General features: G+C 40.1%; 25 protein-coding genes. 22 read left to right on the top strand and 3 right to left on the bottom strand.

Annotated features, from left to right (window positions below; translation table 11 throughout):
* Positions 1–77 precede the first annotated feature (77 nt).
* From ABYD77_RS11870 to alr, 15 genes are all read left to right on the top strand, one after another.
* Positions 78–788, top strand: a complete 711-nt coding sequence (locus ABYD77_RS11870; protein ID WP_372770118.1) for a carboxypeptidase-like regulatory domain-containing protein — start codon at positions 78–80, stop codon at positions 786–788.
* 394 nt (positions 789–1,182) lie between these two features.
* Positions 1,183–1,524, top strand: a complete 342-nt coding sequence (gene rpsF / locus ABYD77_RS11865; RefSeq protein WP_010561955.1) for a 30S ribosomal protein S6 — start codon at positions 1,183–1,185, stop codon at positions 1,522–1,524.
* Positions 1,525–1,541: 17 nt separating this feature from the next.
* Positions 1,542–1,889, top strand: coding sequence for a primosomal replication protein N (gene priB / locus ABYD77_RS11860; protein WP_372770116.1), 348 nt, complete (start codon positions 1,542–1,544; stop codon positions 1,887–1,889).
* A complete protein-coding gene (rpsR, locus tag ABYD77_RS11855) occupies positions 1,864–2,091 on the top strand; it encodes a 30S ribosomal protein S18 (protein WP_010561953.1) in 228 nt (75 codons plus the stop codon). The genes priB and rpsR overlap by 26 nt, the downstream gene beginning before the upstream one ends.
* A 36-nt stretch (positions 2,092–2,127) precedes the next feature.
* Positions 2,128–2,580, top strand: a complete 453-nt coding sequence (rplI, locus tag ABYD77_RS11850) for a 50S ribosomal protein L9 (protein WP_372770114.1) — start codon at positions 2,128–2,130, stop codon at positions 2,578–2,580.
* Between the two features lie 215 nt (positions 2,581–2,795).
* Entirely contained in the window at positions 2,796–3,185 is a 390-nt protein-coding gene (locus ABYD77_RS11845; protein ID WP_372770112.1) for a type IV pilin protein, read from the top strand.
* Position 3,186: 1 nt separating this feature from the next.
* A complete protein-coding gene (locus ABYD77_RS11840) occupies positions 3,187–3,615 on the top strand; it encodes a GspH/FimT family pseudopilin (protein ID WP_372770110.1) in 429 nt (142 codons plus the stop codon).
* Positions 3,615–4,019 (top strand): prepilin-type N-terminal cleavage/methylation domain-containing protein, encoded by a 405-nt coding sequence (locus ABYD77_RS11835; protein ID WP_372770108.1) that lies wholly within the window; start codon positions 3,615–3,617, stop codon positions 4,017–4,019. The genes ABYD77_RS11840 and ABYD77_RS11835 overlap by 1 nt, the downstream gene beginning before the upstream one ends.
* Before the next feature lie 2 nt (positions 4,020–4,021).
* On the top strand, positions 4,022–4,540 hold the full coding sequence (locus ABYD77_RS11830) for a PilW family protein (RefSeq protein ID WP_372770107.1): 519 nt from the start codon (positions 4,022–4,024) through the stop codon (positions 4,538–4,540).
* On the top strand, positions 4,540–6,276 hold the full coding sequence (locus ABYD77_RS11825; RefSeq protein WP_372770105.1) for a hypothetical protein: 1,737 nt from the start codon (positions 4,540–4,542) through the stop codon (positions 6,274–6,276). Before ABYD77_RS11830 ends, ABYD77_RS11825 begins: the two co-directional genes overlap by 1 nt.
* A gap of 147 nt (positions 6,277–6,423) precedes the next feature.
* On the top strand, positions 6,424–6,993 hold the full coding sequence (locus ABYD77_RS11820) for an RNA polymerase sigma factor (RefSeq protein WP_372770103.1): 570 nt from the start codon (positions 6,424–6,426) through the stop codon (positions 6,991–6,993).
* On the top strand, positions 6,980–7,468 hold the full coding sequence (locus tag ABYD77_RS11815; RefSeq protein WP_372770101.1) for a hypothetical protein: 489 nt from the start codon (positions 6,980–6,982) through the stop codon (positions 7,466–7,468). The genes ABYD77_RS11820 and ABYD77_RS11815 overlap by 14 nt, the downstream gene beginning before the upstream one ends.
* An 11-nt stretch (positions 7,469–7,479) precedes the next feature.
* Positions 7,480–8,421 carry a DUF4097 domain-containing protein gene (locus ABYD77_RS11810; protein WP_372770099.1) on the top strand — a complete coding sequence of 314 codons (942 nt, stop codon included), beginning with the start codon at positions 7,480–7,482 and terminating at the stop codon, positions 8,419–8,421.
* A 94-nt stretch (positions 8,422–8,515) separates the two neighbouring features.
* A complete protein-coding gene (dnaB, locus tag ABYD77_RS11805) occupies positions 8,516–9,895 on the top strand; it encodes a replicative DNA helicase (RefSeq protein ID WP_372770097.1) in 1,380 nt (459 codons plus the stop codon).
* On the top strand, positions 9,895–10,974 hold the full coding sequence (alr, locus tag ABYD77_RS11800) for an alanine racemase (RefSeq protein ID WP_372770095.1): 1,080 nt from the start codon (positions 9,895–9,897) through the stop codon (positions 10,972–10,974). Before dnaB ends, alr begins: the two co-directional genes overlap by 1 nt.
* A 26-nt stretch (positions 10,975–11,000) precedes the next feature.
* Here alr and ABYD77_RS11795 read toward each other — a convergent pair whose 3' ends face one another.
* From ABYD77_RS11795 to ABYD77_RS11785, 3 genes are all read right to left on the bottom strand, one after another.
* A complete protein-coding gene (locus ABYD77_RS11795; RefSeq protein WP_372770093.1) occupies positions 11,001–11,426 on the bottom strand; it encodes a secondary thiamine-phosphate synthase enzyme YjbQ in 426 nt (141 codons plus the stop codon).
* Between the two features lie 5 nt (positions 11,427–11,431).
* The gene (locus tag ABYD77_RS11790; RefSeq protein ID WP_372770091.1) at positions 11,432–11,899 is read right to left on the bottom strand and encodes a chemotaxis protein CheX; all 468 of its coding nucleotides are present in this window, start codon (positions 11,897–11,899) and stop codon (positions 11,432–11,434) included.
* Between the two features lie 83 nt (positions 11,900–11,982).
* Entirely contained in the window at positions 11,983–12,414 is a 432-nt protein-coding gene (locus ABYD77_RS11785) for a transcriptional repressor (protein ID WP_372770089.1), read from the bottom strand.
* 150 nt (positions 12,415–12,564) lie between these two features.
* Between ABYD77_RS11785 and dusA the strand changes: the two genes are divergently transcribed.
* The 7 genes from dusA to ABYD77_RS11750 all read left to right on the top strand — a co-directional run.
* Complete coding sequence (gene dusA / locus ABYD77_RS11780; RefSeq protein WP_372770087.1) at positions 12,565–13,527, top strand: tRNA dihydrouridine(20/20a) synthase DusA; 963 nt, start codon at positions 12,565–12,567, stop codon at positions 13,525–13,527.
* A gap of 201 nt (positions 13,528–13,728) precedes the next feature.
* A complete protein-coding gene (locus ABYD77_RS11775) occupies positions 13,729–13,890 on the top strand; it encodes a hypothetical protein (RefSeq protein ID WP_274762034.1) in 162 nt (53 codons plus the stop codon).
* 531 nt (positions 13,891–14,421) lie between these two features.
* Entirely contained in the window at positions 14,422–15,090 is a 669-nt protein-coding gene (gene pspA, locus ABYD77_RS11770) for a phage shock protein PspA (protein WP_372770085.1), read from the top strand.
* 9 nt (positions 15,091–15,099) lie between these two features.
* Positions 15,100–15,306 (top strand): PspC domain-containing protein, encoded by a 207-nt coding sequence (locus ABYD77_RS11765; RefSeq protein WP_372770083.1) that lies wholly within the window; start codon positions 15,100–15,102, stop codon positions 15,304–15,306.
* A 120-nt stretch (positions 15,307–15,426) separates the two neighbouring features.
* A complete protein-coding gene (locus ABYD77_RS11760) occupies positions 15,427–15,885 on the top strand; it encodes a copper chaperone PCu(A)C (protein ID WP_372770081.1) in 459 nt (152 codons plus the stop codon).
* An 8-nt stretch (positions 15,886–15,893) separates the two neighbouring features.
* Complete coding sequence (locus tag ABYD77_RS11755; RefSeq protein WP_372770079.1) at positions 15,894–16,877, top strand: DUF2333 family protein; 984 nt, start codon at positions 15,894–15,896, stop codon at positions 16,875–16,877.
* Positions 16,878–16,881: 4 nt separating this feature from the next.
* A partial coding sequence (locus tag ABYD77_RS11750) for a TIGR04219 family outer membrane beta-barrel protein (RefSeq protein WP_372770077.1) occupies positions 16,882–17,414 on the top strand: 533 nt, incomplete at its 3' end.

The raw sequence follows: 17,414 nt of genomic DNA, 5'->3' as shown, positions 1-17,414 counted from the left end.
CGATCTGTCCTGAAGGAAAAAGTGGATACAATTATCCAGTAAATAAAGAATATTCCTCATGTGCAGGCCTGAAGTAAATGCATAGACTGTTTAAATTCAGCTTATTTTTACTGGCAATATATTTTTCTTTCCTCGGTGAAATATCATTTGGTTATGGGGCTGAGCCCGCAATAATTGAGGGGAAAATAGTTGATATTGCCGGTAATCCGTTGAAAAATGCTGAAGTGTACGTTTTTGACAGCCCTGATGTTAAAAGGCCGGCTGATTTCATATCAAACCGCAGTGCCGGAGATGGCCGCTACAGAGTACAATTGCCTTCCGGTAATTACTGGGCCGTGGCAATATTCAGGAAAAGCGGCAGCCGGTTCGGACCACTCGGTTCTAATGATAAACATTCGGGAGAACCGGTGGCCGTCACCATTAGTGCAGGCGATTCCCGTGTCTTGGATTTTGTGGTGATGAACCTTCGGGAAGCGGCCAGGAAACACCAGAAAAAAAGTTCGGATTTGATCAGAATCTCAGGCAGGATACTAGACGCAAAAGGCAATCCGGTTAGCATGGCATACGCCATGGCTCACAGCAACAAACAGTTCAAAGATATGCCTGAATATCTTTCTGCATGGACTGATGAATCGGGTTTCTACGAACTTTACCTTGAGCCGGGGAAGTATTTTCTCGGGGCTTCTGTTGGTTTTCCTCCTGGAAATGGTTATAATTTATATTTGGATCAACAGTTTACAGGGGATGCTGAACAAGTTGAACTGATAGCAGATTATGAGGAAAAATAGGTATAAGGTTCAAGGGTAAAAGAAAGAGTACTGAGTGCTGAGTACCGAGTGCTGAGATAATGTCTATTTAATTATTGAATTTTATTTGTAAAAAGTATTGCTACTTCAAATTATTCATTAAAATCTATTCCCTGAACCCTGAACCCTGAACCCTGAACCCTGAACCCTGAACCCTGAACCCTGAACCCTGAACCCTGAACCCTGAACCCTGAACCCTGAACCCTGAACCCTGAACCCTGAACCCTGAACCCTAAATTCTTTTAAAAATTCCATTTGCACTCTGCTATTAATGTGCGTAAAATGTGCGCTCTTTCGACCTAATAAACTTTGTTTTCCTTGCCTTAAACCGACTGGTCGAAACGGCAAAAGGCTAAATTAACCGTAAGGAATACCCATGCGTCATTACGAAATCGTATTCATGGTTCACCCAGACCAAAGTGAGCAAGTTCCAGGTATGATCGAGCGTTATACTGGTTCTATCACTGAAGCTGGTGGTCAAATTCACCGTTTAGAAGACTGGGGTCGTCGTCAACTGGCTTACCCAATCGAAAAGCTTCACAAAGCACACTATGTTCTAATGAACGTTGAAGCACCAACTGAAGTAATCAACGAGCTTGAAACTTCTTTCCGCTACAACGATGCAGTACTACGTAACTTAGTTATGCGTACTAAAAATGCTGTAACTGAAGCTTCTCCTCTTGCTAAAGAAGAGAAGAAAGAAGCTGCAGAAGCTTAATCGTTTTTGAGAATTGTATGACTGATAACCAGTTCGTTTTGTCTGGCACGGTTTGTAAAAAACCTAAATTCAGTCAAAGCCCAGCCGGAATACCACATTGCATTTTTGTGTTAGAACACAAATCTACGCAAATGGAAGCAGGACTTAATCGTAGTAGTTATGTTCGCATTCAAGTGGTTGCCAGTGGCGAAAGCTTAAAACAACAAACTCAAGATATTGATATGGGCACGCAACTTACTGTACGCGGTTTTCTAAACCGTCACGAAGGCCGAAATGGCGTGAGTCAGTTAGTGCTACATGCTCATCATATTGAAAGAATTACTATTGGAGATTTATCTCATGGCACGTTACTTCAGACGTCGTAAGTTCTGCCGCTTCAAAGCGGAAGGCGTACAACAAATCGATTATAAAGATCTAGCTACTCTTAAAAACTACATCACAGAAAGTGGCAAAATCGTACCTAGCCGTATCACAGGTACTAGCGCTAAATATCAGCGTCAACTAGCTGCAGCTATCAAGCGTGCACGCTACTTAGCCCTTCTTCCATACACTGACTTACATAAGTAAGCAGCGGTTTAACTAGTTTTTAAAAGGTGTAGAGACATGCAAGTTATTCTACTAGATAAAATCGGTAACCTTGGTGCGCTTGGCGACCAAGTTTCTGTTAAAGCAGGTTACGCACGTAACTTCCTTTTCCCTAAAGGTAAAGCAGTTCCAGCAACTAAAGCTAACATTGAATCTTTTGAAGCACGTCGTGCTGATTTAGAAGCTAAAGTAGCTGAGGAACTAGCAGCATCACAAGCTCGTGCAGAGAAACTAGAAGCGTTAGCTGAAGTTACTCTTGTATCTAAAGCTGGTGACGAAGGTAAGCTATTCGGCTCTATCGGTACTCGCGATATTGCAGACGCTATCACAGCTGTAGGCCTAGAAGTTGCTAAATCAGAAGTTCGCCTACCTAACGGTACTATCCGTGAAACAGGTGAGTTCGATGTAGCTATCCAGCTTCATTCAGAAGTAACAACTACTATTAAAGTAATTGTTATCGCTGAAGCTTAATCAAGTTTCTTGATTAGTAAAAACCGAGCTAAGGCTCGGTTTTTTTATGTCTGAAATTCGTGATTTTCGATCATTTCACTACCTCATTTTGCATAAGACAATAACTCAAATTCGCAAAAACAAATTAACATATAACTGAAAAGTATTGATTTGTATAAACATTGCGCGATAATGACAGCGTTGTCATATTTTTGTTTTCTATTAGGGATTGGAAATTGCGAGTTATCAATATAATAAAAATAAAAGGGTTCACTCTGATTGAAGTAATGATCACCGTGACCATTATCGGAATTTTATTAGCTGTAGCACTCCCAGCTTACGGTGATTATGTGAAAGATGGTCGTCGTGCCGAAGCGCAGCAATACCTTATGCAACAAGCTGGCATATTGGAGCGAAACTATACGCGCTTGGGTCGATACCCTAATGAACAAAATATCACATTTAAAGAATCAGATTATTATGCTTACAGTTATACACCTCAAAATAATACCGAATTCTCATTAACCGCTGCGCCAAAAGGTGCGCAGGTTGGCGATAAGTGCGGGTCACTCTCTATTAATCAGCAAGGTGTCACCTCAGCCAACATAGCATCGTGTTGGAAATAATATGAGGAGACAAAATGGTTTCACACTAATTGAAGTTATGACGGTTGTGGCTATCGTAGGTATTCTATCTGCTGTTGCCACGCCAAGTTTCATTAAATATATCAAGCAAGATCGCCTTATTAGTACGGCAAACGAATTAATGAGCACCTTTAAAATGGCGCGAAGTGAAGCCATTAAGCGTGAAAAAATTGTGACATTAACAGCGCAAGGTTCGAAATGGATAGCCAGTGTTGATAATCAAACATTTGTTATTTTTGATAACGATAAAACGGGAGTTTTAGTATCAGGAATAACAACACAAACAGTAACAGCATTAGGTGAGTTTCCAGTAACCAGTATTGAAATTAGTGATCGCGATGGTGATACAACGAATCGCTGTTTTCGTGTATATGCCAGTGGACAAAGCAAGATTGAAAAAGGGAGTTGTTAATGATCAAAACAGAAAAATACACTAAACAAGCCGGATTTTCGCTTGTAGAGGTAATGGTTGCGCTCGTTGTTTCTAGTTTTGCTTTATTAGGTATGGCTGCAGGGCAATTACAATCTTTAAAATATGCATCAAACTCATTTGATTACACGTTATCACTGCTGCAAGCAAATAATGCCGTTGAACAAACGTGGGCAAACTTGTGTGATTTACAAAAGGGCACAGTTGCCTTTGCTGATGTAACGCCTACAGCGCAATTTAATAAATACACAATCGATTTTGAAAATAATTTTAACAGCGATAATTTTCGCGTTGGCGTAAGTTGGTCAGATAAACGTATGACTGACAATCTAGCAAATCGTGTTGAAATTGAAGCGAGTTTCCCTGATATTTCAGGAGGATGTTAGCAATGAAAAAGCTAATTCAAAGTGGTTTTACCCTGATTGAATTAATGGTTGCTTTGGCGGTTAGTAGCTTTCTCATGGCGGGCATTACATTTGTATATATTGCTTTAAGTGAATCGGTAGATACATCAAAAGAGCTTGAAAATGCGCAAGAAGTTTTAAGATACAGTTCTGAAGTGTTTACCCGAAGCTTAAAGCAAACAAAGTCATTACCCACTATCCCTAATGCGTCTAACTTAGTCGTACAGCAAGAAACAGAAGGTGCAACCGCGTGTAATAGCACCAAACCCGCGGTACCGTTTAGCGAAACATACACCTTGGTTGATAGTCAGTTGCGCTGCCAAGTTAATGCAGATTCTGAACAAGTATTGTTAACAGGATTACAAGATATTAGTTATCGTTTAAATGGTGATTTAATGGAAATCACACTCACGCCAGAAAGTTTAAATGTGGATATGCTCGCAAATGGATTTCGAATAGATATTGCTCTTAGTGGCAAGATACTAGAAGAGGCGTTGAACTGATGAATAAGCAAAAAGGTTTTACCTTACTTTCTGTAATGATATTAACCACAATGACGAGCATTATCGTAATGAGTTCATTGCGTGATAACTTTATTCAAGAACGTTTAACTGGCAACTATCAAAAGAAAATGAATGCCCGCTTAGTGTCTGAGAAAGGTATTTTTGACACCCATAAGCGAATTTTAGAAGAATTGGCTAGTAACCCTGTTACCACCCTTGAGCAATTGATTAATGATACTTTAGGGGATAATAATTACATCACAGGGCAAGCACAGACAGATGATATGTCCTATGCAACGAGACTGGGTGTAAATAGCGATGGGTTGTTGGAATTAAGCAGTGACGGTAAACGTTTTGAAGGAGCTAACAATACAGTTGCATTATTTAGACTAAGGAAGGGCGGCGCGGCATCTACATTCGGCTCAGCGATTATCGGCTGTGAAGGTGTTGGATTAGGCGCCAGTGGTCGAATTGATAGTTATAACTCAGATGAGGGTGAATATAATACCAGTACAGCGTCTGCGAACTCAGGGGTAACAACAATTCATCATGATTCTGATATCAACTTAACGGGGGCAGCCGATATTTGGGGCAGCATTGCAGCAACCGGTAGTATTAATTTAGGTGGTAGTGCAAAAATTTATGGTGATGCTCACGCCAACCACGGTGTTGTGATTGATGCAGGTCCAGGTTCGCCTGATCTACCTGAAGGTTTTGATAGCGATATCACAATTGGAGGTGATGTGCTTGCCATTGGCAATGTAGAGCTTATTCAAAATCAGGTTGGAGGTGTTATCCGTACTATGGGCGACTTATACTTGGGTAGTGGGTCTTCTACAAAAGTTCGTAACCAAGATAATAATGGCTTAGATGTGATGTACCGAGGTGAGTTAACTTATCGAGGTAGAGAATTGCCATTACAGTACTATCAAAATGATGTGCCCTACACTGATGCGTCATTCAACCAGTCGCCAAATGTGCCACGCGTGCCTGAGGTTGATCCAAACAATTTACCCGAAGATCATGACTACCAAGATCCTGCGTCAAACTGTGATCCTATTGGTATCAGCAATGTTGTCGATGAATTTAAAGATACGACTTCAAGTGACTTACTACTGACACGTGGGCAAACAGTTTATGAGGTCACTCCTCGTGGCGGTCAACTTGTATCTGGTTGGGAGTCGTGGATGGGAGAAGAGCCCGTAGCTTTATCGACTTACAGCGAAACGTTACCAAGTGGCGAATTAGTCGATATGATAAAAGTGAAAGGCTTTACGGTGAATGGTGGTGGCTTTAAAGTATCAGGTGGTGATGTTTATATGCTAGTGGATGGTGATTTCACCATTGGCACCAGCGGCACGACTGTTTTTGAAATTGAAGCAGGCTCAAGTTTTACGATTTATGTGACTGGTAAAACAACCATAAAAAAACCTGTTATATCAGGACAGGGCATATCAGGTGGTGGAGTGCCAGTTTTTTCAATTTACTCAGCTTACACAGGAAGCGATGGTGTTGTTATAGATGCAACAGGTAGCGTATATGCTGCTATTTATGCTCCAGCAACAGATGCAAATATAGAAGCAAGTGGAGGATTAATGGGATCAATCCGAGCGAAAACAGTAGCCTTATCTGGTGATACTAGTATTCACTATGATACGCGTTTAGGTGAGGTTGGTAATGTTACCACTTGCTGTGGCGCAACCTCATTAGAGTTTGTTGGTTGGCGCTATTTGTAAATTAATAATATAAATGTCTGTTTTAAAACGCCCTTTACTAGGGCGTTTTATTTTTTCTCAAAAAAATTTATTTTCATTTAAACCTTTCCAAACCCTTCTTACGTCTAATAAAGTAACCAACAAGATAACAACACAAAGGAAGTTGACGTGTTAATTGATGCAGAGCTGCGTTTTGTCAAAGAACAAGAAGCAAACTTTGATCTGCAGTTAATCGAAAAAGTAAATATGGGTGATAGGCAGGCGTTTCATGACTTGTATAACCGTCACTACAAACGCATTTTTGCTCTTACTTTACGTTTAACAGCAAATGAAAGTCTTGCTGAAGAAGCGCTTCAAGAAGTGTTTGTTCAGCTATGGCAAAAGCTTTCGAGTTTTGATGGCAAATCAAAGTTTACGACCTGGCTGCACAGTGTTGCCGCCAATATCACAATCAGCTATTTGCGAAAGCAAACTAATTGGTTGCAAAAAGTGGTGAGCTTTGAGCAAGCAGGTATGCCTGAACAAGAAGTGGAAATGTGTAATGACCTTAACGGGTTAGATAAATACATAGTGCGCTTACCTGAAAAAGCACGTCTGGTTTTTGTGTTGTTTGCGGTTGAAGGGTATCGCCATGAAGAAATTGCTGAGCAATTAAATATGGCGGTGGGGTCGTCAAAAGCTCAATACCATAGAGCACGAAGTTTATTAAAAGAGTGGATGAGTAATGAAACAGACTAATTTAGATCAAATGTTAGATGACGCAGTTGCTCAATTGCCAACTGAAATCAGCCCTAAGAAAGACCTATGGCAGGGTGTTGAAAATGCCATTGCTAAGCAGCCAACACAGATTGAAAAAAAGTCACATGTTTGGCAACAGGTAACCGCACTTGCAGCGTGTATGTGTTTGGGTTTATTAAGTTATCAAGTGTTCTTTAACCAGCAGAGTAATCAGTATGAAGCAGGTTTACAGGCGATGACCCAGACCTTTAAGCAAGAAAAACAGGCGTTATTAGTTAAATACAGTGATCAGAAAGCCCTTGCAGACAACTGGCAAGCGCAATTGGCGGAATTAGAAGATGCTGAAAAAGCGATTAAGTTAGCATTAGAAAATGAACCAGAAAACGCCACATTACTTAGAATGTTATCGCAAGTTTACCAGCAGCAACTTGATTTAATTAATAAAGTTCACAAGCCTAGCTGGCAACAAATTTAAGAGGAATCATTATGAAGTTATTAGCCATTGCATGTACAAGCTTACTTTCATTTTCATTACTGGCGGGCGAACTTGTTGAACAAACAATTGATGTGCCTGAAAACAACAAAATTTTTATCGAAAATGATCAAGGCAAAATTACCTTGAAAGGCTGGGATAAGCAGCAAATGCAAGTGTCTGGCACCATAGATGAGCGTGCTGAGGGATATATCTTCCGCAATAAAAGCGGTGGTCGCACAGAGTTTGTTGTTGAAATGCCACACCGCTATCAGAATAAAAATAGCAAAGGGTCAAACCTGACTATTTATGTACCAAAAAATAATTTGGTTAACATTGAAAGTGTAAATGCCGACATGGATATTGCAGCGCTAAGTTCAGGTATTGTTCTTGATACGGTAAATGGGGATATTGATATTCAAGATGTTGAGGGCCGCATCAGTTTAGATACAGTAAATGGTGATATTAAATCCGCTAATTTAAATGGGCGTATTCATATCGAAACCGTCAATGGTGATGTTAATGATACAAACTCACAAGGTGAAATTCGCTTTGAAGCTGTTAACGGTGATTTAAAAAGCACTACTAAGAGCCAAGATGTGCGTATTGAAACCGTAAATGGTGATGTTGAAATCAATGCTGAGACTATCAAAAATCTCGATATTACAACCGTAGGTGGTGAAGTTGAAGTGACAATGGAAGCACTTACTAGTGGTGCCAATATTCAAGCGGAAAGCGTAAATGGCGATATCGTGTTAAAGTTACCGCAAGATCTCTCAGCAGCAATTGAAATTAATGCGCATGCGGGTGGTAAAATTCGCAATGGCCTATCGAAAGATAAACCTAAAAAAGCAAAGTATGGTCCATCAAGTGCATTAGAGTTTCAACTTAAAGGCGGTGATGTTGATATTGAAATTGATACCGTTAATGGTCGCATTGAGCTGAAATATAACTAAACACAGTTTATCGACAATAAAGCCCAGCCCAACGCTGGGTTTTTTTATTGGTTCTGGTTAGAATAGCTAGATTCACTTCGAGTTAAATCTAATCATGGCTAAAGCAGATAAACAGTTAGATACCTTAAAAGTTCCTCCGCACTCAATTGAAGCGGAGCAATCCGTTTTAGGCGGACTTATGCTAGATAATGAAGCATGGGACCGTGTGGCAGAACGTGTTGTTGCACAAGATTTTTATACCCGCACGCATAAATTGATTTTCCAAGCAATGGAAAAGCTGGTTGAAAGCGGTCATCCTATTGATTTAATTACGATTTCTGAAACGCTGGAAAAAACCAACGAACTTGATTCGATAGGTGGTTTTGCGTATTTAGGTGAAATAGCCAAAAACACCCCAAGTGCTGCCAACATTAATGCGTATGCTGAAATTGTACGCGAGCGAGCAGTTGTACGTGAAATGATCCATGTTGCCAATGAAATCGCAGATGCAGGTTATAACCCTGAAGGGCGCGATAGCCACGATTTACTTGATTTAGCTGAAACCAAAGTTTTTAAAATTGCTGAGCAACGTACTAAAAGCTCAGATGGTCCGCAGAATATTCATAACATTCTAGAAAAAACCATTGATAAGATTGAAGAGTTATACCAATCACCACAAGATGGTGTAACTGGGGTAAGTACAGGTTACACCGACTTAGATAAAATGACAGCAGGTATGCAGCCATCTGACCTCATTATTGTTGCTGCACGTCCGTCAATGGGTAAAACCACCTTTGCAATGAACCTTGCTGAGCATGCGGCAATGACCCAAGATAAGCCAGTGCTTATCTTCTCGTTAGAGATGCCTTCAGAACAAATTATGATGAGGATGCTGGCATCCCTCGGTCGAATTAACCAAACAAAAGTACGTACAGGTCAGCTTGACGATGATGACTGGGCGCGTCTTTCATCGACCATGGGTTTACTTATCGAAAAAGGTAAAATGTATGTGGATGATTCATCTGGCCTAACGCCTACTGAGTTGCGTTCACGTGCACGCCGTATTGCGCGAGATAATGGCGGTATCAGCATGATTATGGTGGATTACCTGCAGCTTATGCGTGTACCTAGTTTACAAGATAATCGTACTTTGGAAATTGCTGAAATTTCTCGCTCACTTAAAGCGCTAGCAAAAGAGCTGGAATGCCCGGTAATCGCGCTTTCTCAGCTTAACCGTACGCTAGAGCAACGTGCCGATAAACGCCCAATTAACTCCGACTTACGTGAATCTGGCTCTATCGAGCAAGATGCCGACTTAATTATGTTTATTTACCGTGATGAAGTTTACAACGAAGATTCGACAGATAAAGGTGTGGCAGAAATCATTATCGGTAAACAACGTAATGGTCCAATTGGTAAAGTACGCTTAACTTTCCAAGGTCAATTCTCGCGCTTTGATAATTATGCGGGACCTGCTGTGGACGACGACTATTAATGCGATTAGCATGTGCCGAAATTAATTTAACAGCGCTTAATCGTAACCTTATACGTGTAAAACAGCTTGCGCCAAATGCTCGTATTATGGCGGTTTTAAAAGCTAATGCGTATGGCCATGGCTTAGTAACGATTGCGCAGCATCTTGCAGATGCCGATGCATTTGCGGTAGCACGCATTGATGAAGCATTGGCATTACGCGCGGGCGGTGTAATAAAGCCTATAGTGTTACTCGAAGGTGTGTTTCGTTCAGAAGATTTGGCCATTGCTGCAACCAGCAATTTTCATATTGTTGTACATGATGAAGCGCAGCTTTCTATGCTTGAAGAAGCGGCGCTTATTAGTCCAATCACCGTGTGGCTCAAACTTGATACGGGAATGCACCGACTAGGCATTGAACCAAGTTTATGTTGTGACTTTTATTCGCGATTAGATGCTAGCGAAAATGTTGCGCCAAATATCAAGCTAATGACGCACTTTGCTTGTGCCGATGATACTGAAAACAGTAAAACCAACGAGCAAATGGCGCAATTTTTCCAAAGTATTACTCCTTCAGATAATGAACTTTGCTTAGCTAACTCTGCAGGCATAGTAGGTTGGCCAAATAGCCACTGTGATTGGGTAAGACCAGGGCTTATGCTTTATGGTGTATCCCCTATGCTAGCCGCAATCGGCAAAGATCATCAACTTAATGCTGTGATGCGTTTAACATCGAGTATTATTGCAATCCGTAATGTTAAAGCGGGTGAAACTGTGGGTTATGGTAGCGCTTGGCGAGCAGCCAGTGATACTCGCATTGGTGTGATAGCAATGGGTTATGGTGATGGTTATCCAAGACATGCACCCAATGGCACGCCAGTCATCATTAATGGAAAGCGCTTTTCAATTGTTGGGCGCGTTTCTATGGATATGATCACGGTTGAGTTAGGTGACGACGATTCGATAGTACTTGGTGATGAAGTTGAGCTTTGGGGGCCAAATTTACCTGTGGAAGAAATTGCACAATTTGCCACGACTATTCCCTACGAACTACTCTGTAATATTACTCCGCGCGTAGAATATAAGTATATTCAAGAATAAACGCTCTCTACAAATAAAGGAGAGAGTTATAACAGCTCTCCTTGCAACGTCGCCACTAAAGTGCGAGCACCACTATAATCTCGGTGTTCGCCAAGGTAAACTCCCTGCCAAGTTCCAACATTTAATCTGCCATCGGTAATTGGGATGCTAATACTCGAGCCTAAAGTACTCGCTTTGATATGCGCAGGCATATCATCATCCCCTTCATAATCATGCTGATAATAGCTTTGCCTTTCTGGTACAAATTTATTGAAGTGACTTTCCATATCGATTCGCACTGTGGGATCGGCGTTCTCATTAATCGTTAAACTAGCTGAAGTGTGTTGAATGAATAAATGAAGAATACCAATGCGGTATTGGCTTATTTCCGGAAGGTGTTTAATTAACTCATTATCAATTAAATGAAAACCTCGCGAGCGAGGTTTTAGTTGAATACGTTTTTGTTGCCACATAATAGTTAAAGCTTGTCGAAACACACTTCAATATGAGCTGCTCCAAATTCGGAGGTAAATGGCATAATCAATTTTGGACCTTCACATTTGTGGGTGATGGTGTGATCTTTGCCTGAAACAACAACTGGTGTTGCCATGTCAAACTCGTAGCCTTTATCTCCCAACAAGTTTTTAGCACCACCTGCAACCATGTTAGTGATTTCGCCGACCATATCGGTTACTTCTTCATTTATTTTTTCAGGTCGCTCACCGAGCATTCGTTCCATTAACGTTAACGCTAGCTCACCATCAAAGGTGATTGAAAGGGACCCTTTTGTTTGTGGACCAACCATACCAATAAGGCCGGATACATCCCCAACGGCAACTTCTGTTTTCTTAATTTTTGGTTTGCCAGGCGTTAACTCAGTTTGTGCCATTGTTGATAACACATTGAGTAATGAAGAAATAAAAGGGTTAATGAATTCTACATTCATATTTTAGTCCAGTTCCGTATTCAAGCTTATATCATCTTTAATTCAAGAATGAAGTTGCACTTTTTGCAAACTAATTCTGATATTTATTGGCACTTTGTGCAAATTCCACGCGCTTCGATTGTTTGTGAAACGACTTTAAATCCTAATTCGCTTGCTTGATTATTTAATTCATGAGCGATTGCATGCGAGTGAAGTTCTTCCACATGACCACACTTTTCACAAATAAGCAGCTGCACAGGGTGTGTGTGTTCAAAATGATGGCACAGCATAAATGCATTGGTGCTTTCAATTTTGTGAATAAACCCCATCTCCGCTAAAAAATCGAGCGCTCTATAGATTGTGGCTGGCTTTGCATTTGGTTCAGTTTGTTTTAACTGCTCCAGCAAGTCATATGCGCCAACTCCAGCTTGGGTTTCAGCTAATAAGCGAAAAACTTTTTCGCGAATTGTGGTAAAGCGAACCCCTTTATCGTTACAAACGACTTTCGCTTTTTCTGTTAATGCTTCAACGGTCATAAAATTGTTCCTCGATATCAAAGTCATCTTACCACAATAAAATTAACTATTTGTAGTTAAGTCTTTATTTGCAAGCATGTTTATGAATATAAATTGAGCAAAGACCAAAAATCTAGTAGAATCGCGGCCCCATATTTACTGAGGTGTAGCGTGAATAGACGTTTTTCTGTAGCTCCAATGCTGGATTGGACTGATCGGCATTGTCGTACTTTTCATCGACAATTAACTAAACATTCAGTGTTATACACTGAAATGATAACAACTGGTGCCATTATTTTTGGTAAAGGTGATTACTTACAGTTTGGCCAACATGAACAACCGGTAGCGTTACAGTTAGGTGGCTCAGATCCGAAAGCGTTAGCTGAATGTGCAAAACGTGCTGACCAATATGGTTATCAAGAAGTTAACTTGAATGTAGGTTGCCCATCAGATCGCGTTCAAAATGGCCGCTTTGGTGCGTGCCTGATGGCTGAGCCACAGTTAGTTGCAGAGTGTATTGCAGCGATGAAAGCTGAAACCAATGTACCCATTACGGTAAAAACACGCATTGGTATAGATGAGCAAGACTCTTATGAGTTTCTTACAGCATTGATCGAAGCCAACTATAACGTGGGATGTCGTGATTTTATTATTCATGCTCGTAAAGCTTGGTTACAAGGGTTAAGCCCGAAAGAAAACAGAGAAATTCCGCCGCTTGATTATGAGCGCGTTTATCAACTAAAACGTGATTTCTCGGACTGCCATATTTCACTCAATGGTGGGGTGAAAACCATCGAAGAATGCTTAACACACTTACAGCATATCGATGGTGTGATGGTGGGTCGTGAGGCATATGCAAACCCTTATATGCTGGCAGAAGTTGATCGTACGATTTATGGTGATGAGCAAAGTGTCATACTATCTCGTCATCAAGTGGTGCGCAATATGTTTGATTATATCGAATCAGAAATGACGCAAGGCGCTAACTTTTGGCATGTTGTAAGACATATGCTAGGTATTTTCCAAGGTCAGCCAGGCGCTCGTTCTTATCGTAGGCATTTATCTGAAAATGGTCACAAAAAAGATGCGCAAATTTCGCTATTAGAAGAAGCGTTGGCATTTGTTCCTGAATAACACTATCCCGAAATAGGGAAAAGCAAATTCCGCTTTCGGGAAAAGAGAAGGCTAAATAGTGGTGAATTTAACCATTGTTTAGCCTTTTTTTATATTTGAACAATAGATTTGAGAGTTATTTCTATATAAATCAATTTGTTAAATATTTGGCACGCTCTTTGTTATGTATTAGGCAAGATATGAATTTTCGAAGCAGACGTTATGTTAGCCAAAATAGTTACTACAGCGTTGTTACTTATTAATTTACTGCTGCAAAGCCTTATCGCGACGCAAGCGGAAAAACAAACGCATATTGAACAAATATGTGAGCAAGTACCAAGTGTAGCGAGTATTTTGCATTTAACGTGTGAACAAGGAGCTTAAAATGTTGGATCTATTTGATTTATTTAGCTTATTTTTATTACCTGTTATTAGCTTACTTATCACTGTAGGTGTATGGCATGGCTTAATGGGACAGCGCAGCTTGTTACTATCAAAATAGTAACGAATGCGCTTTGATTTCTTCCTGCCTTTTGGCTTAGCGCCATACAAAAACTAAGTTTAATTAGTACACCTCTATTAAAAACTCCCATTCTTTGTTGTGACCTATTTTAACTATTTGTTTAAAACTCGTATTGGGATTTAAACTCGCTTCACACCTTTATTAAACTTGCCATTATTTCCTTCGCGATGTTATTTGATTCATTCAAAAAATCGTAAAGCTTTCGCTTTTAACTCTTGGCTTAAAATTTTAGTTAAAAACGCTAACTAGTTGGTTAAATTGACCAATGTGAAATGTGTTGAAGAATATATTTTATATTAAATGTTTGATATTTAATGTTTAATTGTTTTTGGCACAATGATTGGAACAGATAACTGTCAGAGAAAAATATCAGTCATCAACAGGAGAGAGTTATGAGCATTTTTACTCGTTTAACAGATATTATCCAAGCAAACGTTTCAGCAGCATTAGATCGCGCAGAAGACCCTGAAAAATTAGTACGTCTTATGGTGCAAGAAATGGAAGAAGCGCTAGTAGAGCTTCGTTCAACTTCAGCAAGTCTTATTGCTGAGAAGAAAACATTGCAACGTAAATTGGCTAAACACCAAGCATCAGCAGATTACTGGCATGCACAAGCTGAAAAAGCGCTACAAAAAGAGCGAGAGGATTTAGCAAAAGCGGCACTAATTGAAAAGCAAAAAGCGAATAAAGAAATTGATGCTATCGCACCAGAAATTACGCGCATTGATGAAGTGCTTGGCAAAGTCTCAGCAGACAGTCATTCACTGCATGAAAAGTTATCGCAAGCAAAAGCAAAATTAAAAGAGTATCAAATTCGCTCTCAATCAGCTGAAGTACGCGTGAAAGCTAAATCACAACTACACAGTGAGCAGATTGACAGAGCATTAGAGCGCTTTGCTGAAATTGAACACAAAGTGGATCGTATTGAAGCACAAATTGAATCGTATGAGGTAACACAAAGTTCAAGCTTAAAGCAGCAATTTGATGATCTAGAAAAAAATGATGCATTGGATGCTGAATTGGCGAGCTTAAAAGAACAAGTTGCTAAAAAAGCGGCTTAGGAGGCGATGATGAGTTATCAAGTTAATAATGGTAGTTTTTATAAAGACCGATTAAATAAAAAGGTATCAGGAGTGTGCGCCGGTTTAGCGCTTGGTAATAATTTGCCAATATGGAGTGTGAGACTCGGAGCGCTGGCTGCACTATTCGTTTTTCCGGTTGCAACACTACTTGCTTACTTTGTTGCCGCAATGGTACTTCCAGCAAGATATTATTAATTTTTTTGATTGTGGGGGCAAAGTCAATTAGCCCCTAACAATTTACAATAATTAATAATTTTCAGGTACTTTTTGCATCTTCCTCTGTAGTATACTGAGTTAAAACATAGAGGGATTAACATGTTAAAACGCTACCTATTTTTAGTTCTTTCACTTTTTTCTTTTTCATTAGCAGCTAATCAGGTTGTGGTATCTGATTTTACTGTGCGCGAATTTATTCCTGGTGCACCTTCAAGCGTAGGGTATTTTCAACTAGCTAATCATTCGGATAAAAGCTTAGTGCTAAGTTCTGTGTCAATTGAACAGCTTGGCCGCGTTGAAATTCATAATCATATTCAAAAAAATGGCATGATGAGTATGGTGAAGCTAGATAAATTGGCAATTGAGGCGCATTCGACTAAGGTGTTTCAGTCAGGTGGCTTGCATTTAATGCTTTTTTCACCTGAAGCGAAATTAATCAAAGGTGAAACGCTAAACGCACAATTTAATTTTGTTTCTGGCCTTACTATTAATGCTAAAGCAACTGTTGTTGGCATTAATGAAAGTATTGAGAATGAACATCAGCATCACCACCATTAGGAGGGGATATGCAACACAAAGGTAAAATAGCAGCTGCGGTTGCGTTTGTTTTTTTATTTTTTTACTTAATTTCGGTTTATTGGAGCATTGAACCTGAAGTATTTAATGTTCAACAGCGAGCGGAACAAGTTGCACAAGAGCAACAGCAACAAGTTGTCACAGGCTTTGTTACAACAACGGCTGTAATTGAGGTTGCTAGTGCATTACTCGATAAGCCAGGTGGTTACTTAACGAATGATGTTATGCCACCGTCTGTGCTTATGGATAATATGCCTTCATGGGAGTTTGGTGTTCTTGAAATGACCCGTGATATTACTCTGGCAATGCGCAAAGATTTTAGCCGCTCACAGTCTCAATCAACTGAACACCCAGAGCTAAAAACGGCCCAACCTCAGTTTAATATCAATTCAACCGCATGGTTATTACCAAGTGCAGAAGATGAATATCAAAAAGGCATCGACGCACTTATTCGCTACCGCAAAAATATTGCGAATCCTGTAGATTCAAGCGCGCAATTTTATGCACGCGCTGATAACTTACGCGCTTATTTAAAAGAAGTGGAAAAACGCTTAGGTAGCTTAAGCATGCGGTTAAGCAGCAGTGTAGGCCAAGATAAAGTAAATACTGACCTTGCAGGGGACCCAGCTGCGCAAAGAGCGAGCTATGCACCAGCCCATCAATTGGTAAAAACCCCTTGGCTTGAAATTGATAACGTATTTTATGAAGCGCGTGGCGCAAGTTGGGCGTTATTGCATTTCTTTTCAGCCATTGAAAAAGACTTTGCTGATGTGCTAGAAAAGAAAAATGCTCGAGTGAGTGTGCAGCAAATTATGCGCGAACTTGAAGCTACACAAGAAAGTATTTGGAGCCCAATGGTGTTAAACGGTAGTGGCTTTGGTTTTGTTGCAAATCATTCATTAGTAATGGCGAATTATTTATCGCGCGCTAATGCGGCAATAATCGAATTATCAGAATTACTCTCTCAGGGATAAAATAATGAAAAAAATAATGTTTGGTGCAGCACTAATGGCTGCAACCGTGGTACCACAAGTTAAAGCCGATACGCTACTAGGTTTATATGTGGGTGGCGATTATTGGTCTGCGCAATCATCAGGTGGTTTAGGTACATCAAGTGACCTGCAGAACTTTAATTTTGAAGATAAAGAATACGGAAGCTATTACGCAGCACTTGAACATCCAATCCCGTTAGTACCAAACGTAAAGCTAAAATACACCCAGCTTGAGTTGAATGCGGATGCGAATTTAAATACCTCATTTGGCTTTGGCGATAAAGTATTTAAAGTGAACTCAACAGTTACTGGTGATAGTGATTTAAGCCATGTTGATTACGTGCTTTATTATGAAATTTTTGACAATGATTTAGTATCTATTGATCTTGGCTTATCTGCAAAGCAGTTTGACGGTTACGTAGCTGTAAAAGGTGATGACCAAAGCCTAGGTATGAGCGAGGAATCTGTCGATTTCAACGGTTTTATTCCGATGGCTTATGGCGCAGTGCAATTTGGCTT

The sequence above is a fragment of the Pseudoalteromonas sp. genome (assembly GCF_041629635.1).
Classification (GTDB): Bacteria; Pseudomonadota; Gammaproteobacteria; order Enterobacterales; family Alteromonadaceae; genus Pseudoalteromonas.
The sequence above is the reverse complement of the archived record's forward strand: the minus strand, read 5'-3'. Positions and strand labels throughout refer to the sequence as shown.

Coding starts and splice junctions, on each gene's coding strand:
- ABYD77_RS11870 (WP_372770118.1), top strand. CDS start 78: ATGCATAGACTGTTTAAATTCAGCTTATTTTTACTGGCAATATATTTT.
- rpsF (WP_010561955.1), top strand. CDS start 1,183: ATGCGTCATTACGAAATCGTATTCATGGTTCACCCAGACCAAAGTGAG.
- priB (WP_372770116.1), top strand. CDS start 1,542: ATGACTGATAACCAGTTCGTTTTGTCTGGCACGGTTTGTAAAAAACCT.
- rpsR (WP_010561953.1), top strand. CDS start 1,864: ATGGCACGTTACTTCAGACGTCGTAAGTTCTGCCGCTTCAAAGCGGAA.
- rplI (WP_372770114.1), top strand. CDS start 2,128: ATGCAAGTTATTCTACTAGATAAAATCGGTAACCTTGGTGCGCTTGGC.
- ABYD77_RS11840 (WP_372770110.1), top strand. CDS start 3,187: ATGAGGAGACAAAATGGTTTCACACTAATTGAAGTTATGACGGTTGTG.
- ABYD77_RS11835 (WP_372770108.1), top strand. CDS start 3,615: ATGATCAAAACAGAAAAATACACTAAACAAGCCGGATTTTCGCTTGTA.
- ABYD77_RS11830 (WP_372770107.1), top strand. CDS start 4,022: ATGAAAAAGCTAATTCAAAGTGGTTTTACCCTGATTGAATTAATGGTT.
- ABYD77_RS11825 (WP_372770105.1), top strand. CDS start 4,540: ATGAATAAGCAAAAAGGTTTTACCTTACTTTCTGTAATGATATTAACC.
- ABYD77_RS11815 (WP_372770101.1), top strand. CDS start 6,980: ATGAAACAGACTAATTTAGATCAAATGTTAGATGACGCAGTTGCTCAA.
- ABYD77_RS11810 (WP_372770099.1), top strand. CDS start 7,480: ATGAAGTTATTAGCCATTGCATGTACAAGCTTACTTTCATTTTCATTA.
- dnaB (WP_372770097.1), top strand. CDS start 8,516: ATGGCTAAAGCAGATAAACAGTTAGATACCTTAAAAGTTCCTCCGCAC.
- alr (WP_372770095.1), top strand. CDS start 9,895: ATGCGATTAGCATGTGCCGAAATTAATTTAACAGCGCTTAATCGTAAC.
- ABYD77_RS11795 (WP_372770093.1), bottom strand. CDS start 11,426: ATGTGGCAACAAAAACGTATTCAACTAAAACCTCGCTCGCGAGGTTTT.
- ABYD77_RS11790 (WP_372770091.1), bottom strand. CDS start 11,899: ATGAATGTAGAATTCATTAACCCTTTTATTTCTTCATTACTCAATGTG.
- ABYD77_RS11785 (WP_372770089.1), bottom strand. CDS start 12,414: ATGACCGTTGAAGCATTAACAGAAAAAGCGAAAGTCGTTTGTAACGAT.
- ABYD77_RS11775 (WP_274762034.1), top strand. CDS start 13,729: ATGTTAGCCAAAATAGTTACTACAGCGTTGTTACTTATTAATTTACTG.
- pspA (WP_372770085.1), top strand. CDS start 14,422: ATGAGCATTTTTACTCGTTTAACAGATATTATCCAAGCAAACGTTTCA.
- ABYD77_RS11765 (WP_372770083.1), top strand. CDS start 15,100: ATGAGTTATCAAGTTAATAATGGTAGTTTTTATAAAGACCGATTAAAT.
- ABYD77_RS11760 (WP_372770081.1), top strand. CDS start 15,427: ATGTTAAAACGCTACCTATTTTTAGTTCTTTCACTTTTTTCTTTTTCA.
- ABYD77_RS11755 (WP_372770079.1), top strand. CDS start 15,894: ATGCAACACAAAGGTAAAATAGCAGCTGCGGTTGCGTTTGTTTTTTTA.